Consider the following 16,039-nt stretch of genomic DNA (forward strand, 5'->3'; position numbering starts at 1 on the left):
TAACGCACCGCCCCTGGCACCGGAACCTCCTCTGCGGGCCCCCTGGCTGGCAGGATCATGACCTGCGGCTCAGCCATCGGGCGACGCCAGGACAGGCCACCAGCCCGGTGCCCCGCATTCCACCCAGCGCGCCGCACGTTCTCGGTCAATTTCCGTCCATGGTCACTCGCTTCCGTCCGGTACCGGTCCCCACGAGGGGAGGGACCGGTACCGGACGAAGCGGGACGATCACTGCGCCGCCCCTACACTTGGTCGGGCGGTTCGGTGTGATCGATTCGGTTCGACCCGGGAGGACGAGAGGGCTGTGGCGAAGATCGTCGGCGGTTTCCAGGACCCGTCGTCGGAGGTGCTCGCCGAGGCGGCCGCCGCGTTCGGACTCCTCGCCTCCGCTGCCCGGCTGCACATCATGTGGGCGCTGTCCCAGGGCGAGAGCGATGTCACCCGCCTCGCCGACCGGGTCGGCGGCGCGCTGCCCGCGGTCAGCCAGCACCTGGCCAAGCTGAAACTCGCCGGGCTCGTCCGCTCCCGCCGTGAGGGCCGCCGGCAGGTCTACTACGTCGACGACCCCGACATCGTGACCGTGGTCCGCGTCATGGTCGGCCAGCTCACGGCCCGGGAAACCTCCTCCGCGACCTCGGACCGACTGCGCGAGGCCGGTGTCTGAGGCGCCGGGGGCGCGGGGGGAGGACGGAGCACCGTCTGCTGCGCCTGCTGCGCCTGCTGCGTCGGATGGGGCGGTGGCTGGGGGTGCCGTTCCGGGTGGGCCGAGTTCTGAAGCCGACGGTTCTTCTGCGTATGCGCCTGCGTCTGCGTATGCGTCTGTTGTTCCGGAGCGCTCGAGGTCTGGGTCTGTTGATTCCGCTGGGCGGACGTCGTCTGGGACTGCTGTTTCCGCTGGGCGGGCGTCTGCGCGTGGTGAGCCGGCCGGGTCGGCGTCTGTTGGTGAGAGGCGCCTGTCGTCCGGGTCCGAAGGTTCCGCGGGGCGGGCGTCTGTGCCCGGTGCGGTGGACGGACCGATGCCTGCGTCTGCTGTTCCAGGTCGGGCGACGACTGGCCCGACTGATCCGGCTGCGCCTGCGGGTACGGCCGGGCCGACCCCCGGGACCTTCACTCCAGGTACGCCTACGCCTGCGCGTGTTCTTGGGGGCGGGCCGTCGGGTGATCCTGCTGCTTCCGATCCTTCGCCCCCCGCGCCTGTACTCCGGACCGGGCTGACGGGTGATCCTGCTGCTGCCCACGCTCCGACGCCCGTGCCTGGTTTTCTTGGTGGCGGGCCGTCGGGTGATCCCGCTGCTCCCGACCCTCCGCCACCGGCACCTGTTGTTTGGGCCGGGTCGTCGAACGCTCCTGCTGCCGCCGACCGTCCGACGCCCGTGCCTGTGCTTGGTGGCGCGTCATCGGGCGATGCCGCTGCTGCCGACCCTTCGCCCCCCACGCCCGCGGCCCCCGCACTTCCGGTCGCCCCCGGTACTCCTGCCGCTTCTCCCTCGCCCTCCCCTCCCCTCCTGCGCGCTCTCCCTTCCGTGGTCGGCGCGGACGAGGACGGCGGCCCGGCCGGCCCCGGTCCCGGCCCCGGCACTGGCTCCGGCTCCGGCCCCGCCGCTCCCGCCGCGAGCGGCCTCCTGGAAGTCTTCCGCCGGCTCGACACCGGCCCGCGAGGGCTGACCGAGGCGCAGGCGGCGGAGCGGTTGACGCGGTTCGGGGAGAACACGGTTCCGGACGCCCGGGATCCCTCCTGGCCCCGCCTGTTCGCCCGCAGTGTGCGTGACCCCTTCACCGCGGTGCTGCTCTGTCTGGGACTGGTGTCGGCCGCCGTCTTCGCCTGGGGCACCGCCTCGGTGATCCTCCTCCTGGTCATCGTGAGCTGCGTCCTGCGCGCCTCCGGCGAACACCGGGCCGCCCGCTCCACGGCAGGACTCCGCCACCTGGTGGCGACCACCGTCACGGTCCAGCGCCGGTTGCACGAGGACACGGCCCCGGTCACCCGTGAGATCCCGGTCGAGGAACTCGTCCCCGGCGACGTCGTACGGCTCGGCCCCGGCGACCTGATCCCCGCGGACGTACGACTGCTGCGGTCGACCGGACTCACCGTCCACCAGGCCGCACTCACCGGAGAGTCCGCACCCGTGGAGAAGGACCCGGTCGGGGACCCGGGGGACGACGGCGTCTTCCAGGACCCCCGGCTCTGCTTCCAGGGCAGCAGCGTCGCGTCCGGCAGCGCCACCGCCGTGGTCACCGCGACCGGCGGCGACACCCGTTTCGCCGCCGCCCACCGCCGTACCGGAAAACCCCCGGCGACCACCTTCGAACGCTCCGTCCAGGGCGTCTCCTGGATCCTGATCCGCTTCGCCCTGCTGACCCCGCCCCTGGTGCTCATGGCCAACGCCGCCCTCCGCGGCCGCGGCCTGGAGACACTCCCCTTCGCCGTCGCGGTGGCCGTCGGGCTGACCCCGGAGATGCTGCCGGTCCTCGTCACCACCTGCCTGGCCCGTGGCGCCGCGCTCCTCGCCCGCACCCACGGCGTCATCGTGCGACGGCTCCCCGCCCTGCACGACATCGGCGCCATGGACGTCCTGTGCGTGGACAAGACCGGCACCCTCACCCAGGACCGCCCGGTCGTCCACCGCGCACTGGACGCCGAGGGCCACGACGACCCCGAGGTACTGCGCTGGGCGGCGGCCGCCGCCTGGTGGTCGCTGCAGCTCGCCGACCTCCCGGCCCCCGACGCCCTGGACGAGGCCCTGCTCGCGGCCGTCGACGAGGACGCCCTCATGTCGTACGACGGCGTCACGGCCCGCCCTTTCGACCCCGCCCACCGCCTGGCCACCGTGGTCGTCCGCACCCCCGGCCGGATCGGCACGCACACCCAGATCACCAAGGGCGCCGTGGAGGCCGTACTACGACGCTGTGCCCTGTCCGACGACGAGCGCTCCCGACTGCGCGACCTCGCCGACAGGCAAGCCGCGGATGGGCTGCGCATCCTCGCGGTCGCCACCACCGCACTCCCCGCCGGAGCCCGCCCCCATGAACGCGGCCTCACCTTCCGCGGACTGGTCACCCTCCGGGACGACCTCGCCCCCACCGCCGCCGAGGCCCTCGCCCACCTCGCCACACGGGGCGTCACCGTCAAGGTCCTCACCGGGGACCACCCCGGCACCGCGGTCCGGGTCTGCCGTGATCTCGGGGTCCCGGTGGCCGGTGTCCTCACCGCCGACCGCCTCGACACCCTCACCGACCCCGAACTCACCGAACTGGCCCGCCGTACGACCGTTTTCGCCCGCTGCACTCCCGACCACAAGACCCGGATCACCCGAGCCCTCCAGGCCGGCGGCCACACGGTCGGCTTCCTCGGCGACGGCGTCAACGACCTGCCCGCCCTGCGCACCGCCGACGTCGGCATCGCCCCACGCGACGCGGCTGGGGTGAGCAGGGAGAACGCGGACCTGGTCCTCGCCGGGAAGGACCTCACCGCGATCGGCCACGCGGTCGCAGCCGGCCGTCACGCGGGCGGCAACATCGCCACGTATCTGCGCATCACGCTCTCCTCCAACCTCGGCAACGTGATCGCGATGCTCTCCGCGGGCCTCCTCCTGCCCTTCCTGCCGATGCTCCCGGCCCAGGTCCTCGTCCAGAACCTGTGCTTCGACGCGGCCCAACTGGCCTTCGCCTACGACCGCCCCGCCCCGTCCGCCCCGCGCCGGCCGAGCGTCCTGGACCCTCGGGCGCTGCTCCGGTTCATCGTCGGATTCGGCGCGCTGAACGCGGTGGCGGACCTGGCGACCTTCGGCGTCCTGGCGTTCGCGCTGCGGGGCCCGGGCGACGACGAGGCGCTGTTCCACTCGGGCTGGTTCACGGAGAACCTGCTGACGCAGGCCGTGGTGATGGTGCTGCTGTCCTTCAGCAGGGGCGGCAGGGGTGGCAGGCGGCTGGGCCCGGTGACCTGGTCGGCCGCCGGACTCGCCGGAACCGGTCTGCTGCTCCCCGCGTCCCCGCTGGGCGCGGCCCTGGGCCTGAGTCCCCTGCCCGGCGTGTACTACGGACTGCTCGCGGCCGTCCTGGCCCTGTACGGCGTAGGCCTGACGGCGGCGAGGACGCGCCACGAGCACGTCTCGGCAGTCACAGTTGCGCAACCCGGCGACTGAGGGGGGAGGGGCGGGCGCTCCTCAGGGTCAGTCGCTCCTCAAGGGCAGGCGCTCCTCAAGGGCAGGCGATGTCGAACCCGTACCGCAGGGGTTCGTCCGTCACCCCGTGATCGAGCCGGTAGACGTAGACCCCCTCCACCCGTACGCCGGGCGGCGCGCCGTCGGCCTGGCAGGGGTACGTCACCTGCACCACCCGCGGCCGATCGGCAACCTTGACCCGTATGCCGTCCGCCGGACCGCCGTCGAGAACGGCGACTTCCCACCCGGTCACGTCGGCCGTCTCCACTGTCTCCGTTGCTTCCACGCCGACAGTTTAAAGCTTGCGCAATCATCCGATCCGTGCCCTCTTTGGGTCACGAGGCCCGTTGCTACCCTCCAAGCACTGAGCAGGGAGAGGGTGTTGAGCATGACGGACGGGTTCTCCGTGGACCTCGACGCGCTCCGCAAGGCCGCCTCCGGGATCAGCACCACCCTGGACGCGATGGCCACCAAGAAGGTGAGCGACATCGACGCTCCCAAGGACGCCTTCGGACACGAGGAACTGGCCGGGGCAGTCGTCGACTTCACCGACCGGTGGAACATCGGCGTCTCCCACCTGGCCACCGACGGCGCGGAGGTCTCCGACCGGCTGAACCACTGCGTCCAGAGCTATGAGGCCGCCGAGCAGCACATCCAGCTCTCGGCCGAGGGCATTCTGACGTCCTCGTCCGGAACAGACCCGGGGGCGTCCTGATGGCGGCCGGGCTCGGAGAGACGTCGGACCCCCGCGAGCTCGTCCCCGGCGCACCGGACGCCCTGACCACGACCGCGCAGTCCCTGCTCGCCTACGGTGACGTCCTCGTCGAGGCCGGCGAAGGACTCGCGAAGATCGACACCGAGAACGGCTGGAGCGGCGACGCCGCCGACGCCTTCCGAGACCGTTTCCACGGCCAGCCGGCCCGCTGGGTCGAGGCCGGCGACAACTTCCACGCCGCCGCGAACGCCCTCTACGACTACATCGCCGCCCTGCGCGCGGGCCAGCAGCGTGCGGGCGAGGCCATCACGCAGTACGCGCGCGGGCAGTCGGCCACCGCGACCGCCAAGAACGCCCACGACCAGCAGGTCAACGAGGCGCGCGGCAAGGGGGACACCACCGAGATCCCCTTCGACGATCCCGGCGAGGCCGACCGTGCCGCCGCCCGCGGGACGCTCGATACGGCTCGCGCAAACGTGGACAGCGCGGGGCACACCGCGGCCGCGCTGGTGAAGAAGGCCACGGAGTCCGCACCCGAGCGCCCGGGATTCTGGTCCAAGGTCGGCGACTTCTTCGGCGACGTCGGTGAGGACCTGCTGGACGGCGGCAAGACGGTCGTCAACGACCTCGCCTCCTTCGGAAACGCCATGGTGCAGCATCCGGGCGACAGCGCGGCCATGCTCGGCGGCATGCTCCTGGCCGGGGTCAGCGCCGGAGGTGAAGGGCTCGGCGTGGCCCTGGACGCCACGGGCGTCGGGGCGGTCGCCGGCGTACCGCTCAACGTCGTCTCCGCCGCCGGGATCGCCACGGGCGTCGGCCTGGCGGGCGCCGGCGCGGTGGACCTGGCCCAGCACGCCACGAACGACTCCAAGGTCGAACCCCTCCGGATGAACAGCGAGGGCTCGGGAACCGGCGGCTCCACCCAGCAGCCGGCCTCCGACCTGATCAAGAACGGCCAGCAGTACAAGGGCACCGGCGGTCGCGCGGGGAACAACCTGCCGGTGGAGAACGGTCCCAAGGACGGAACCCTCTACAAGACGGACCCGCAGACCGGAAAAGTCACCAACTACACGACGTACGACTCCGAGGGCCGCGCGGTCAAGCGCGTGGACCTGGAGGGCCGTCCGCACGGCGGGGTGGAAACACCGCACGTCGTAGAGTACGTGCGTAACACCAACCCGAAGACCGGCGAGGTCTTCCTGCGCCCCTCGAACGACGTGCGCGCCGCGTTCCCCTGGGAGATCCCGTGAGCAGCAGCAGGCCGTCGTGGTCCGACCGGAAGCTGCCGGCGTTCTTCACCCGGTGGCGTGCGGAATGGAAGGACGAGGAACTCACCCCGGCCAACTACCTCGACTTCGAGGGCGGCCTGCGCTTCGTCCTGGCGGCGGCCTGGCTGTTCTGCCCCGAGACGGTCGAGTACCGGGGCGGTGTGTTCCTCAAGGACCGCTTCACCCAGGACAACATCGACAACTGGTTCACCACGCTGGACGGCGACCGGGAACGCATCGAGGCGGTGGCCAACCACGTCGAACTCTGGTCCCTGTTCAACAACACCCCCCTCACAGCCGACGACCACCTCGGCGAAGAGCTCCCCCAACTCGCCCTGGCCCTGGGGGAGTCCTGGCAGGGCATCCTCTCCACGCGCTACCCCGACCGCGAGATCACGGTCGAGGTGAGCGACGAGGAGGACGGCGCCTACGGACCGACGGTGACGTTCTGGACGTCTCCGGCGCCGTCGGTGTTCGGCTGACAGAGCGGGTTTCGGGCTGCCTAGAGGTGGAGCAGTCGCTGGGTGATCTCCCGGTACTGCCTCAGCGCGTGCCGGAGTTCGTCGGACTGCGCCTCGGGGTCCTGGTCCTGCCAGCCGGCGCGCAGGACACGCCGCCGTTCCGCGAGGGCGTTCGCCAGCTGGGCGGTGGCTTCGTCGAAGGCACTCTCGGCCTCTTCCAGTGCCTCGAGCGGGGTGTCGGCGAACGTGTTGAGGGCGTGCCCGAGGCGTCCGCCGATCGCGTCCCGCTCGGCCGCCGCGAGCAGCGGCTCCGGTCCCGCGGCGCGGCGCTCGGCGCCGCCCCGCGGTTGGCTCGCAGGCTGCTGGGCGCGTGTCTGGTCGTACATCATCGAGGGCCGCTTCCGTTCCGCCTGAAGGCGTCTTTGGTCCGCTGGACAGCCTGCTTCAGGCTTCCGGAGACTTCCGTGATTCCGCTCGTCATCGTCTTCGCCTGGTGGCTGGTGGTCCCTGAAACGGTAATGGCCGACCTCACTGTTGTCCGGCAGATGAGTCCCCGCGGCTCTGGCCGAGGCGGAAGGCGGAATGCTTCGCCGTGTGCTCCGGGCCGGCCTGACTCTGCACCGTGCCGCCAGTCAACGTCCGGCGATGGCCCGTGTCAACGCGAGCGGCGACGCGGAACAACACATCCGCGCGCCTGGCGGCGGACAACAGCAACGCCCAGGATCCGGGACTTGAAGCCGTGCGGGATGTCCCACTCCCAGGCTGGTGCCATCCCAGCTGCGGGCCTTGAGGGGCGCGGGTCGGGTTACACCTTCTTGACGACGATCGTGTCCGGGACCAGCTTCTCCAGGTCGTCGACGTCCGAGGTGAAGACGGTGACCTGTCCCTTCTGCTGTCGCGCGATCACGGCGAGCACGGCGTCGATCGCGTACTTGTGGCCGTGCAACTTGGCGGCGGCCAGGAGCCGGCGTGCCTGGCGGGCCTCGTCCTTCCCGATGTCGGCGACCTGAAGCCGGGACAGTACCCAGTCCCAGCGCTGTTCGGTCGTTCTGCCGTCGTACGCCTCGACCAGGGTCATCGGCGACGTCACCACTTCGGCCTCCCCTCGCGCCGCGAGGTCGAGCCAGGCGATCATCCTCCGATCACCGCGCACTGCCAGGGAGAGAGCTTCACAGTCCAGGACGAAGACACGGAGCGGCCTCTGCCCGTGCTCACCGGATCGCTTCTTCACGCAGCCTCTCCGGCGTTGTGCTGTCCGGAGGCGCGGCGCCGCTCGTGTTCGGCGTCAAGGTCCTCCAGCTCGTCGAGGGCTGCCGCACGCTCGTCCTCAGTCACGGGGCCGTGTTCTTCCTGCAGCCAGTCGACCAGCTCCAGGAGCCGGTCCCGGTCCCGTTTGAAGCGCAGCGCCTCGGCGACGTACGCCGAAAGGCCCCGCTCTGCCGCGTCCGCGCGGATCTCGTCCAGGAGATCCTCGGGGATCGTCACGGTTACCTTCTTGGTGGCCATACAAGAGACCATACTCTTGGTATCGCACTCCTTACCAGTGGGATGCGGTCGACGATCCGATGGTCAGGCGGCCGTGGCAGGGCCTGGGCTGCCGTGGAAGACCTGGCTGGTGTGCCAAGAGCGGTGGATCGCGGCGACGGGGTGGGCGCTCGGTTGAGGTCCGATAAGTGGTCGGTCGGCGAGCGCGATGACGTGGTCGCGGGCGGCGGGGCTGTGCCCGACGAAGCGCTGGGAGACCAGGATGCGGTGGCCGTCGCCGACACCGAGGACGCCCTTGTCGAAGAGCTTGTGGTGCAGCGAGCACAGGCACAGACCGTTGTCGACGTCGTCCGGTCCGCCGAACGCCCACCAGCGCACATGCGCGGCCTCCAGCCCGACCGGCACCGCGCCGATCCTGCCGTCGTAGCCGCAGAAGGCGCACCGGTACTCGTAGGCCGTCAGGACCTGCTCCCGCATCCGCGGGTCCCGCCGCCTTCGCACGGCGGCCGAGAGCTCTCCGGTCTCCGTCGGCTCCAGCTCCAGGCCGACGGATTCGCACAGATCGCCGTGGAGCGAAGGCGGGAAGTGCAGGTCGAGCAGGACCCGTGCCATCCGGCCGAGTAGCTCCGGCTCGCGCCGCAGTGCCGCCCGCAGCTCCGACGCCAACCGCCCCGCGGCACCCGCTGCCCGCAACTCCCGCACCCCGCTGCCGGGGCTGCCCGGTCCGCGATCGGTGCGCACCTCCCACACGCCGTCGCTCACCAGGTGGTGGAACGGGTAGGCCGGAGTCGTCCTGTTCGGCGGACCGTACTCGGTCACCAGCCGCTGCAGATCCTCCTCCACCGCGCTGTACCGCAGTTCGCCAGCGGCATCTTGCTGGAACCGACCGAGGGCGTACAGCAACAGCAACGGCTTGTGCGGAGCGCGGGTCCCGCTTCTGGTCCACTGCCTCAGTTTCGCGGTGCGCTCCAGCCAGTTCATGACCGGCGATCGTAGTGGCGCCCCGTTGACCAGCGAGCTGCGCATGTGCGGAAAGCCCAACGAGTCGCGGCGAGGCGATCGCGACGCGTCGTCAAGGGTGTCGGAGGTATCGTCCCGGGGGAGTGGACACCAGCCATTCCAGTACGGCCGCGACCGAAGTCCACCGAAAGCAATCCACCATCCGAGATTGACGATCGCCCGGATTATGTATTCCTTCGGAATCTAAGTAGAAGGCCGGCGATAGCCGTAGCTACTGATAGGGTTGCGGGAAGAATGGCCCAGTACGTCTGAGAGACGATAAGAATTGCTCCCATTGCGGCCGTTGATAGTACACTAACGACCAGTGCTCCGCGTGTTCCCGGCGCTTCTTGCTGGATTCTATTTACCCGAATGGTCAAGTACTCGTCAGTGACTCGCTCTGCCTCGGCACTCGAAATGTAGTACGTGCTTGGCGGCGTGAGACTGCGTTCGATGGCTTCTTCGTCGTAAGAATCGTCTTCCTGGCGTGGAGTGCCTCGGGAGTCGGGGTCATCATCACGTCGGACGGTCCTACGCCCACGCACAGCGGCCATCGTCCCTACCTCCTCGGGCCTCAGACCAAGCCCGCAGCCAGCGTGTCCGCGTATAGGAGCACTTGGCGAATCTCACGCTGCGCAAAATCTTTATCCCCAGAGTCCCACGTGTCATGACTCGCGTCAACGGCAAGTACCCCCAGTATAGTTGAATCAGCGATCACGCGTACCAGAAGTAGCGCTTGATCTGGATTGGTCGGAGTCGGGCGACGCAAAGGGCTTCTAGTTGACGCTCGATGAAAGATGCTTCCGGTGTTAACAACGGCTCGGAAGGCTCCGTGGCCGTGATCTCCTGGGGATATCTTCTCGGCCGCCCCCAGAGGTCTTTCTGTGGTGAGGATGAAGTCTCCTGTTGACACATCCCATCGATAGAAGGCGCCATGAGTACCCGGATGTACTTCTGAGGCAGCGAAGACGATGCTTTGGTCAAGGCGCCCCCTGGCTGCTGCGATCTCCGTTGGACTTGCTCCGGCCGATAGGCCGCCGATCCTGGCCACGTGTCGAACGCTCAGTGTGATTCCCGAGAGCAGTTGCTCCTGACTGCGTCCAACCTCACGGGTGAGTTCCAAGGTTTGCTTTTGGACTAACTCGGCTTTTGTGCGTTCGTATCTGGCGATCATCACTGGGATGGCGGTCGACAGAACGCCAATCGCTATGAGGCGCCACTTCCAGTATTCGTCAGCATCGCCCGCCAGCGTACCGGTGATAAATGCGCCGATGGCTCCGGCTGCTGAGAGACCGAAGAGTACCCATTCTCCGATCTTTCCCTGACTTGAAGTCACCCCACCCCCCCACAAGTTGGTCACGCAAATCAGCTGTCATGCCAACGGTGGTGTGCGCAAACTGGTTGCACGCCGTCCCCTCGCAGCCAGCATCTACTTCAGCACGTGATCGGCTACCGCGTTGGCCACTCGGCCAATGTGGCACCCAACTGGGTGCCGAGTATTGACAATTGCGGCACCCGACACTTGCGGTACTTGGTGACCCAGCAGCCTGGGCTGCCTGGCCCGTCCAGGCCAATCCAGTGGGACGTCACTCATGGGCGGCCGTCGTCCGTGGGCTTGGCCACGCAGAACGCGTCAGGGCCCGTCCCCTTGTCGCCACCGTGGGGACGCTGTCGCTGCCGCTGTGGGCTCAGATGCCCAGCGGGGTGGTGGCCGGGTTCGGCATCGCAGTGGTCGCGGCGATCATGGGCGTGGCTGGGGTTGAGTTGCTGATTCCGACGATCGTGCTGCTGTTCGCGGTACTCATCAAGACGGCCGGAAGCCTGTCCCTGCCGGTGTCGCTGCCGACCATGCTGGTCGCCTTCACCCGCTACAGCCGTGACGGCAGCTTTGCGGTGCTCGGGGCCAACCTCCGCTTCACCTTGGTCATGGCCGGGGGCTCGGTCGCCGGCGCGTTGCCGGGTGGGCTGCTGGTGGGGGTGTTCTCGGACGTGGTGCTCATCCCCGTGCCGGCCGCGATCCTGCTGATCTCCTCGGTCAGGCTCGCCCGTCACGACTGAGCCTCAAGACCTCCTCGCCGCCGCACTTGGAGCCCGTGACGCGCGGTGGAAAGAGACAGCCCGGGGATGAAGCCCCGGGCTGATGCTCGTCCGCCAGAACCTCACCGTGGCAGGAAGCCTGGATCCTCCACTGGCCTTGGTGGACTGCCGAGGGGTACGGCAAGGCCGTACGAGTACGGAGGCACTCTTATCGTGTTGTCGGCTCTGCCAGTGCCGCGATGCGGCGCAGCTCGGTCAGGTGCTCGGCGAGGGCCTCGCGGCCGGCGTCGGTGAGGGCGAGCCAGGTGTGAGTGCGGGAATTCATTGGCATCTTTATTACGGTGGCGTAGCCGGCTTCCTGAAGGACTTTCATCTGTTTGCTCAGGACGGAGTCGCTGACCCTGAGGGCGTCGCGGACCACGGAGAACTCAAGCGATTCGACGGCCGCGAGCATGGCACAGATCTGCAGACGGTGGGCCGGGTGGATCACCTCGTCGAGACCGGGCATGTTTCAGGTCCGGCGCAGAAGGTCGCGGCGCAGCGCCTCGTCGTTGCGCCTGCTGACGTACACGGTGAGTGCCAGCGCCAGGAGACCGGCGCCCGTCAGGACACCGGGCAGGTTCGCGGCCAGCTTCAGGGTCAGGCCGATGCCACCGAGGACGATGAGCGCGATCAGGAACATGCCGTTGAGTCCACGGGTGTCCGGCGCGGACAGGGAGCGGTTGACGGAGACGCCGCGGGAGCGGGCCACGCTCAGTGTGAGCGCCGACGGGAGGAGGATCCCGCCGACGATCACACCGGTGGGCACCAGGCTGCCACCGACGTCGATCGACGCGAAGACGATGCCTACACCGAGGCCGAGGCCGATGTGGTACCACCAGGGCGCCATGGCCCGGTTGGCGAGGGCGCCACGGGCCGCCTTCACGTCGTCCAGGGCGGCGCGGGCATCGGAAGGGCCATCTGCGATGCTTTCCATGTTGGAAAGTCTACTGCGACTTTCCAACATGGAAAGTCCCCGTCCGTGTACGAATCAACGATCTGCCGCGTGGTCCTCGAACGCTCTCCCGGGCTCAGATCCACCCACGCTCGCGCGCGAACAACGCTGCCTGCGGGCGGCTCGTGATGATCCGGGAAACCTCGGCGGAACAGGTCAAACCGCTCCTGGAGGGCATCTCCGCAGGGAGACCCCTGTACGCCATTCGCCGCCTCGTGCGGGTGCCGCGCGAGGACGATGACAAGGCCGCACGTCCGGGCGAGCGGCTCACCGAAGTGGACCGTCGGGTCTCCGCGTTCGCCGGGCACGATACCGAGGCGACGCTACACGCCGAGGAGGAGGCGGCGCGCGGCGTCCGGCCGGCCCCTGAAGTCGAGACCTCCGTGCACCGCGTGGTGCAGGAGACGCTGACGAACGCACGCCGCCACGCCCCCGTCGCGGACGTGGCCGTCCGCCTCGAACTGCGCCGGGACTCCGGCGGCGACCGGCTGCGGGTGGAGGTGCGCAACACCGCCCCCCAGCTGAGCGCCGGAAGGTCATCGCTCCGCACAGCCACCCACCACGGTGCCGGCCGAACAGTGTGTCTTTGGTTGACCACCTCCGCAGTCGACAGGTCGAGCCGACTGGGAGACGCGTTTCACATGATCTACCGTGGACGCCAAGTAACGCTGCGGGTACGGAAGTTCCGAGACGGATGACCGAGACGGGGGCTGTGGTGCGGACCGGGTTTGTCGACCGTGTGGAGCACATGGACGAGCTGCGCTCGTTGCTGGCGGAGGTGGCCGAAGGGCGCGGTGGCCGGGCGATCGTGGTCGACAGCGTCTCGGGTATGGGGAAGTCCGCGCTGCTGCAGGCCTTCGAGACGGAGGCCGCCGCCTCTCACGAGCAGGGCGCCTGCCGTGTCGTATCCGTACGGTGTCAGCCGTCGATCGGGTCGGCGCTGCACTACGGAGGGATTGTCGACCTGCTCCTGCAGCTGGCCCGGGATCAGGAGGTCAAGCAGCCCGGCGTGTTCCGTCGGCTCCTGAGCTTCACCGGTCAGGGCGTTGTCCGCTCCGCTCCCGAGGTGCTGTCCGCGATCGTGCCGGGCCTGGGTGCTCTGTTCACCGTGGGCAAGGAAGTGGCGGAGGCATCCCTCGCTTCCGGATCGATGCCGTTCGACAGCCTGTTGCCCTTCCAGCAGGGAGCCGCCGCGCAGATCGTGGACGCCCTGCTGGATCTTGTTCGTCAGGGACCGCCCACGGTGGTGCTCATCGACGACATCCAACACGGCGATCCCAGCAGCTTGCTGGTCCTCGACCGGTTGCTGCGGCGGCTGCCCGGTGAGCCGCTTGGCCTGGTGCTCAGCCACACCACGGACGGAGCCTACGTAGACGGCCCGGGATCCACGATCGAGGATCTGCTGCACGACTGGGCGAAGGACGGACTGCTGCGACGTCGGGTGCTGAACGGCCTGCCGGAGGACGCCGTCGCCGAGTTGGTGCGCTCCCGGCACCCGGAAGCCCCGCCGACGTTGTCCCAACAGCTGAGTCGGCTGACCGCCGGCCACGCCGTCTTCGTCACCCTCTGTCTGGAGGAATGGAGTCCGGACGCCGGCCCCACAGTCGAACTGCCCAACAGCCTCTCGCGCGTGGTGGAAGAACGACTCCGGCTGCTCACCGAACCGGATCGCGAACTGCTCATGATCGGAGCGACCCAGGGCGAGACGTTCCTGTCCCGCACGGTCGCCGACGTCAAGGGAGCACCCCACGACGAGGTGATGGAGCGGCTGCGGCTCATCGCCGCCCAGCACCGGCTCATCCTGCCGGCACAGCCGCCAGGGTGGGCACGCCTGGACGCATCCGACTGCTATCGGTTCGAGCACAGTGCTCTGTGCGGCGTGGTGTACGACCAGCAGACCCCTCAGCAGATGCGGTCCCGGCACGCCCGCATCGCGACGGCGCTCACTACCGGCCCGATGGACGGAATGCCACTGGAACGCCGGCTGGAGATCGCCCGCCATCTCCGCAACGGCGGAACCGAGTGCCTGCTCGCCTCGGCCGAGGTGCACTACGGGCTGGCCCGGGACGCCGCGATGGAGGGGTTGTCCTTCGCCGAGGCGGAGCGGCACTGTGAGGAAGTGATCAAGGCGGTCCGGGACCTGCCGCAGCAGGAGGAGAGCCGGGACCAGTGGCTCGTCCAGGCCGTGGAACTGCTGCTGTCCCTGACGGAGGTGCGCTGGCGCGGCCAGCACCAGCCGGCCGGCGGGCCGGACATCGACGCCCTGGCCGCCGAGGCGGAAGCCGCGGCGAGGCGCTGTTGCAGCCCTGAGCTGGCGATCCGTACGACGCTTCTGCGTGGCAAGACCCTGCTCGCGACCCAGGGTCTGGTGCCGTCCCTGGACAAGCTTCGCGCGGCCGTGGAGCTGGCCGAGCAGCACGGAGATCCGGTCCCACTCTTCGTGGCCCGCGTCGAATACGGGCGGCAGGTGTCCAAGCGACGGCTTGCCGACGGTCTGGCCCAGCTGCGGGAGGCCGAGCGCATGTACGCCTCCGACGCACGACTCGGCGGCACCAGTGATCCGGTGCTCCAGCACGCTCGCAACCTGGGAGAGATGCAGCTCGGCATCACCCTCTACGACAGCGGACAACTCAGCGAGGCCGAGGCCCGGCTGAGCCGCTGTGTCCAGCGGCTGCGCGACGAGCCGCTGAAGGCGGAGCTGCCCATAGCGCTCAACTACCTGGCGCAGGTGCACATGGGCCTCGGTGCGTACGAGGATGCCGAGGAGGTCTTGGGCGAAGCACTCGCCTTCGAGGCCGACCGCGGGGGCGACAGCGGCTGGCACGCCTACAACAAGGCGTTGCTCGCACATCTCCTCATCCAGCAGCCGGCGAAGCGCGGCCGGGCCCTGGAACTGATCGCCGACGCATGGGCGGAGACAGAGCGGACCTGGCTGGCCAACCTCGTCCCCATCGTCCGCAACCTGTACGCCGAGATCCTGCTTCTCGCCGCTGACGAACCCGGAGAACTCCTGGATCAGGCCGACCGCCTGGCTGTGGCCACCTGTGTCGAGACCCAGCGCAGCGGGATGATCCGTAGCGAGATCGCCGCGCACTCCCTGCGCAGCCGCATCCTGCTCCGGCGCGGCGACACGGTGGGAGCTCAGGAGCAGGCCCGGCAGGCGGTTCGCATCCTGGACGAGGTAGGGGACATGCCAGCTCTCCGTACGGAGGAGGTTCTGTACCACTCCGCCGTGGTGCTGGCCGCCGGGGGCCTGCGGGAGGCGGCATCCGCACTCCTCCAACGGGCTCGGCGTGAGATCGACCGCAAGGCGGAGCAGGTCAGCGACGACTTGTCGCGCGACCGGTTCCGCACGCGTGTCCCCCTCAACAACGCCATCCTCCACGGCGAGGGGTTCGATCAGTGACCAGGACGGACGGCCGACGAGGGGTTCTGACAGCAGGTGGCAGACTGGAGCCGCCATGCTGACGATCACCAAGGAGTTCCACTTCTCGGCCAGTCACGTCCTCGACCGGCTGCCGAGCTGGCACCCCTGCGCCCGCATGCACGGCCACAACTACGTCGTCGTACTGGAACTGTCCGCCCGCCGCGAGGACCTCACCGAGGCAGGCTTCGTCCGTGACTACCGCGAGCTCGACGCCTTCAAGAAGTGGATGGACGACACCCTCGATCACCGTCATCTGAATGAGGCGATGGGGGGGGGGTACCTCTCCGTCCGCGGAGAATCTGGCTGCATGGATCTTCGACCTCTGGATCGAGCGTTTCCCGGAGTTGACCGCAGTCAAGGTCTCTGAGACACCCAAGACGTGGGCCGCATACCGCCCGCCGCGGTGAATGGCGACGGCCGGCCCCTGCCTCTTGGCCCGGCAGGCAGGTCATGCACCCGCCGCGGTGTCGGAACGACGGCTGTACCCCGCTGG

The 16,039-nt window shown here is 69.1% G+C and carries 16 protein-coding genes and 1 pseudogene; 9 read left to right on the forward strand and 8 right to left on the reverse strand.

Annotated features, from left to right (window positions below):
• Positions 1 to 304: 304 nt before the first annotated feature.
• Together ACIBJB_RS19210 and mgtA are read left to right on the forward strand one after the other, a co-directional pair.
• Positions 305 to 664, forward strand: coding sequence for an ArsR/SmtB family transcription factor (locus tag ACIBJB_RS19210; RefSeq protein WP_398931942.1), 360 nt, complete (start codon positions 305 to 307; stop codon positions 662 to 664).
• A gap of 859 nt (positions 665 to 1,523) precedes the next feature.
• Entirely contained in the window at positions 1,524 to 4,142 is a 2,619-nt protein-coding gene (mgtA, locus tag ACIBJB_RS19215) for a magnesium-translocating P-type ATPase (protein ID WP_398931944.1), read from the forward strand.
• 55 nt (positions 4,143 to 4,197) lie between these two features.
• On the opposite strand, the gene ACIBJB_RS19220 is transcribed toward mgtA, so the two are convergent.
• On the reverse strand, positions 4,198 to 4,428 hold the full coding sequence (locus tag ACIBJB_RS19220; protein ID WP_398932027.1) for a hypothetical protein: 231 nt from the start codon (positions 4,426 to 4,428) through the stop codon (positions 4,198 to 4,200).
• A gap of 120 nt (positions 4,429 to 4,548) precedes the next feature.
• On the opposite strand from ACIBJB_RS19220, the gene ACIBJB_RS19225 reads away from it, so the two are divergent.
• Genes ACIBJB_RS19225 through ACIBJB_RS19235 form a run of 3 tightly spaced genes read left to right on the forward strand, consistent with a single transcriptional unit; the run spans position 4,549 to position 6,625 of the window.
• Entirely contained in the window at positions 4,549 to 4,875 is a 327-nt protein-coding gene (locus ACIBJB_RS19225) for a hypothetical protein (RefSeq protein WP_398931946.1), read from the forward strand.
• Positions 4,875 to 6,125: a putative T7SS-secreted protein gene (locus tag ACIBJB_RS19230; protein WP_398931948.1), complete on the forward strand. Its 1,251-nt coding sequence runs from the start codon at positions 4,875 to 4,877 to the stop codon at positions 6,123 to 6,125. Before ACIBJB_RS19225 ends, ACIBJB_RS19230 begins: the two co-directional genes overlap by 1 nt.
• On the forward strand, positions 6,122 to 6,625 hold the full coding sequence (locus ACIBJB_RS19235; RefSeq protein ID WP_398931950.1) for a hypothetical protein: 504 nt from the start codon (positions 6,122 to 6,124) through the stop codon (positions 6,623 to 6,625). The genes ACIBJB_RS19230 and ACIBJB_RS19235 overlap by 4 nt, the downstream gene beginning before the upstream one ends.
• Positions 6,626 to 6,645: 20 nt before the next feature.
• Here the strand turns inward: ACIBJB_RS19235 and ACIBJB_RS19240 are convergent, their stop codons facing one another.
• The 5 genes from ACIBJB_RS19240 to ACIBJB_RS19260 form a co-directional block, all read right to left on the reverse strand.
• Positions 6,646 to 6,993: a hypothetical protein gene (locus ACIBJB_RS19240; protein WP_398931952.1), complete on the reverse strand. Its 348-nt coding sequence runs from the start codon at positions 6,991 to 6,993 to the stop codon at positions 6,646 to 6,648.
• A gap of 416 nt (positions 6,994 to 7,409) precedes the next feature.
• On the reverse strand, positions 7,410 to 7,835 hold the full coding sequence (locus ACIBJB_RS19245; RefSeq protein ID WP_398931954.1) for a PIN domain-containing protein: 426 nt from the start codon (positions 7,833 to 7,835) through the stop codon (positions 7,410 to 7,412).
• Entirely contained in the window at positions 7,832 to 8,110 is a 279-nt protein-coding gene (locus ACIBJB_RS19250) for a CopG family transcriptional regulator (RefSeq protein ID WP_398931956.1), read from the reverse strand. The genes ACIBJB_RS19245 and ACIBJB_RS19250 overlap by 4 nt, the downstream gene beginning before the upstream one ends.
• Positions 8,111 to 8,173: 63 nt before the next feature.
• A complete protein-coding gene (locus tag ACIBJB_RS19255) occupies positions 8,174 to 9,070 on the reverse strand; it encodes a phosphorothioated DNA-binding restriction endonuclease (RefSeq protein WP_398931958.1) in 897 nt (298 codons plus the stop codon).
• A gap of 592 nt (positions 9,071 to 9,662) precedes the next feature.
• The gene (locus tag ACIBJB_RS19260) at positions 9,663 to 10,424 is read right to left on the reverse strand and encodes a hypothetical protein (RefSeq protein ID WP_398931960.1); all 762 of its coding nucleotides are present in this window, start codon (positions 10,422 to 10,424) and stop codon (positions 9,663 to 9,665) included.
• Between the two features lie 323 nt (positions 10,425 to 10,747).
• On the opposite strand from ACIBJB_RS19260, the gene ACIBJB_RS19265 reads away from it, so the two are divergent.
• Positions 10,748 to 11,146 (forward strand): hypothetical protein, encoded by a 399-nt coding sequence (locus ACIBJB_RS19265; RefSeq protein WP_398931963.1) that lies wholly within the window; start codon positions 10,748 to 10,750, stop codon positions 11,144 to 11,146.
• 187 nt (positions 11,147 to 11,333) lie between these two features.
• Here ACIBJB_RS19265 and ACIBJB_RS19270 read toward each other — a convergent pair whose 3' ends face one another.
• A complete protein-coding gene (locus ACIBJB_RS19270) occupies positions 11,334 to 11,633 on the reverse strand; it encodes a transcriptional regulator (protein WP_398931965.1) in 300 nt (99 codons plus the stop codon).
• A 3-nt stretch (positions 11,634 to 11,636) separates the two neighbouring features.
• On the reverse strand, positions 11,637 to 12,101 hold the full coding sequence (locus ACIBJB_RS19275; RefSeq protein ID WP_398931967.1) for a hypothetical protein: 465 nt from the start codon (positions 12,099 to 12,101) through the stop codon (positions 11,637 to 11,639).
• A 146-nt stretch (positions 12,102 to 12,247) separates the two neighbouring features.
• On the opposite strand from ACIBJB_RS19275, the gene ACIBJB_RS19280 reads away from it, so the two are divergent.
• The 3 genes and pseudogenes from ACIBJB_RS19280 to ACIBJB_RS19290 all read left to right on the forward strand — a co-directional run bounded on the left by ACIBJB_RS19280 (position 12,248) and on the right by ACIBJB_RS19290 (position 15,953).
• A complete protein-coding gene (locus tag ACIBJB_RS19280; protein ID WP_398931969.1) occupies positions 12,248 to 12,817 on the forward strand; it encodes a hypothetical protein in 570 nt (189 codons plus the stop codon).
• On the forward strand, positions 12,814 to 15,525 hold the full coding sequence (locus ACIBJB_RS19285; protein WP_398931971.1) for an AAA family ATPase: 2,712 nt from the start codon (positions 12,814 to 12,816) through the stop codon (positions 15,523 to 15,525). The genes ACIBJB_RS19280 and ACIBJB_RS19285 overlap by 4 nt, the downstream gene beginning before the upstream one ends.
• Before the next feature lie 55 nt (positions 15,526 to 15,580).
• Positions 15,581 to 15,953: pseudogene (locus ACIBJB_RS19290) on the forward strand (6-pyruvoyl trahydropterin synthase family protein).
• The last annotated feature ends 86 nt before the right edge of the window (positions 15,954 to 16,039 follow it).

It is taken from the genome of Streptomyces sp. NPDC050759 (genome assembly GCF_044456945.1).
Classification (GTDB): domain Bacteria; phylum Actinomycetota; class Actinomycetes; order Streptomycetales; family Streptomycetaceae; genus Streptomyces.

Excerpts from the sequence above, each read along its gene's own strand:
- ACIBJB_RS19225 (WP_398931946.1), top strand. The coding sequence starts at position 4,549 with ATGACGGACGGGTTCTCCGTGGACCTCGACGCGCTCCGCAAGGCCGCC.
- ACIBJB_RS19230 (WP_398931948.1), top strand. The coding sequence starts at position 4,875 with ATGGCGGCCGGGCTCGGAGAGACGTCGGACCCCCGCGAGCTCGTCCCC.
- ACIBJB_RS19240 (WP_398931952.1), bottom strand. The coding sequence starts at position 6,993 with ATGATGTACGACCAGACACGCGCCCAGCAGCCTGCGAGCCAACCGCGG.
- ACIBJB_RS19250 (WP_398931956.1), bottom strand. The coding sequence starts at position 8,110 with ATGGCCACCAAGAAGGTAACCGTGACGATCCCCGAGGATCTCCTGGAC.
- ACIBJB_RS19255 (WP_398931958.1), bottom strand. The coding sequence starts at position 9,070 with ATGAACTGGCTGGAGCGCACCGCGAAACTGAGGCAGTGGACCAGAAGC.
- ACIBJB_RS19270 (WP_398931965.1), bottom strand. The coding sequence starts at position 11,633 with ATGCCCGGTCTCGACGAGGTGATCCACCCGGCCCACCGTCTGCAGATC.
- ACIBJB_RS19275 (WP_398931967.1), bottom strand. The coding sequence starts at position 12,101 with ATGGAAAGCATCGCAGATGGCCCTTCCGATGCCCGCGCCGCCCTGGAC.
- ACIBJB_RS19280 (WP_398931969.1), top strand. The coding sequence starts at position 12,248 with ATGATCCGGGAAACCTCGGCGGAACAGGTCAAACCGCTCCTGGAGGGC.
- ACIBJB_RS19285 (WP_398931971.1), top strand. The coding sequence starts at position 12,814 with ATGACCGAGACGGGGGCTGTGGTGCGGACCGGGTTTGTCGACCGTGTG.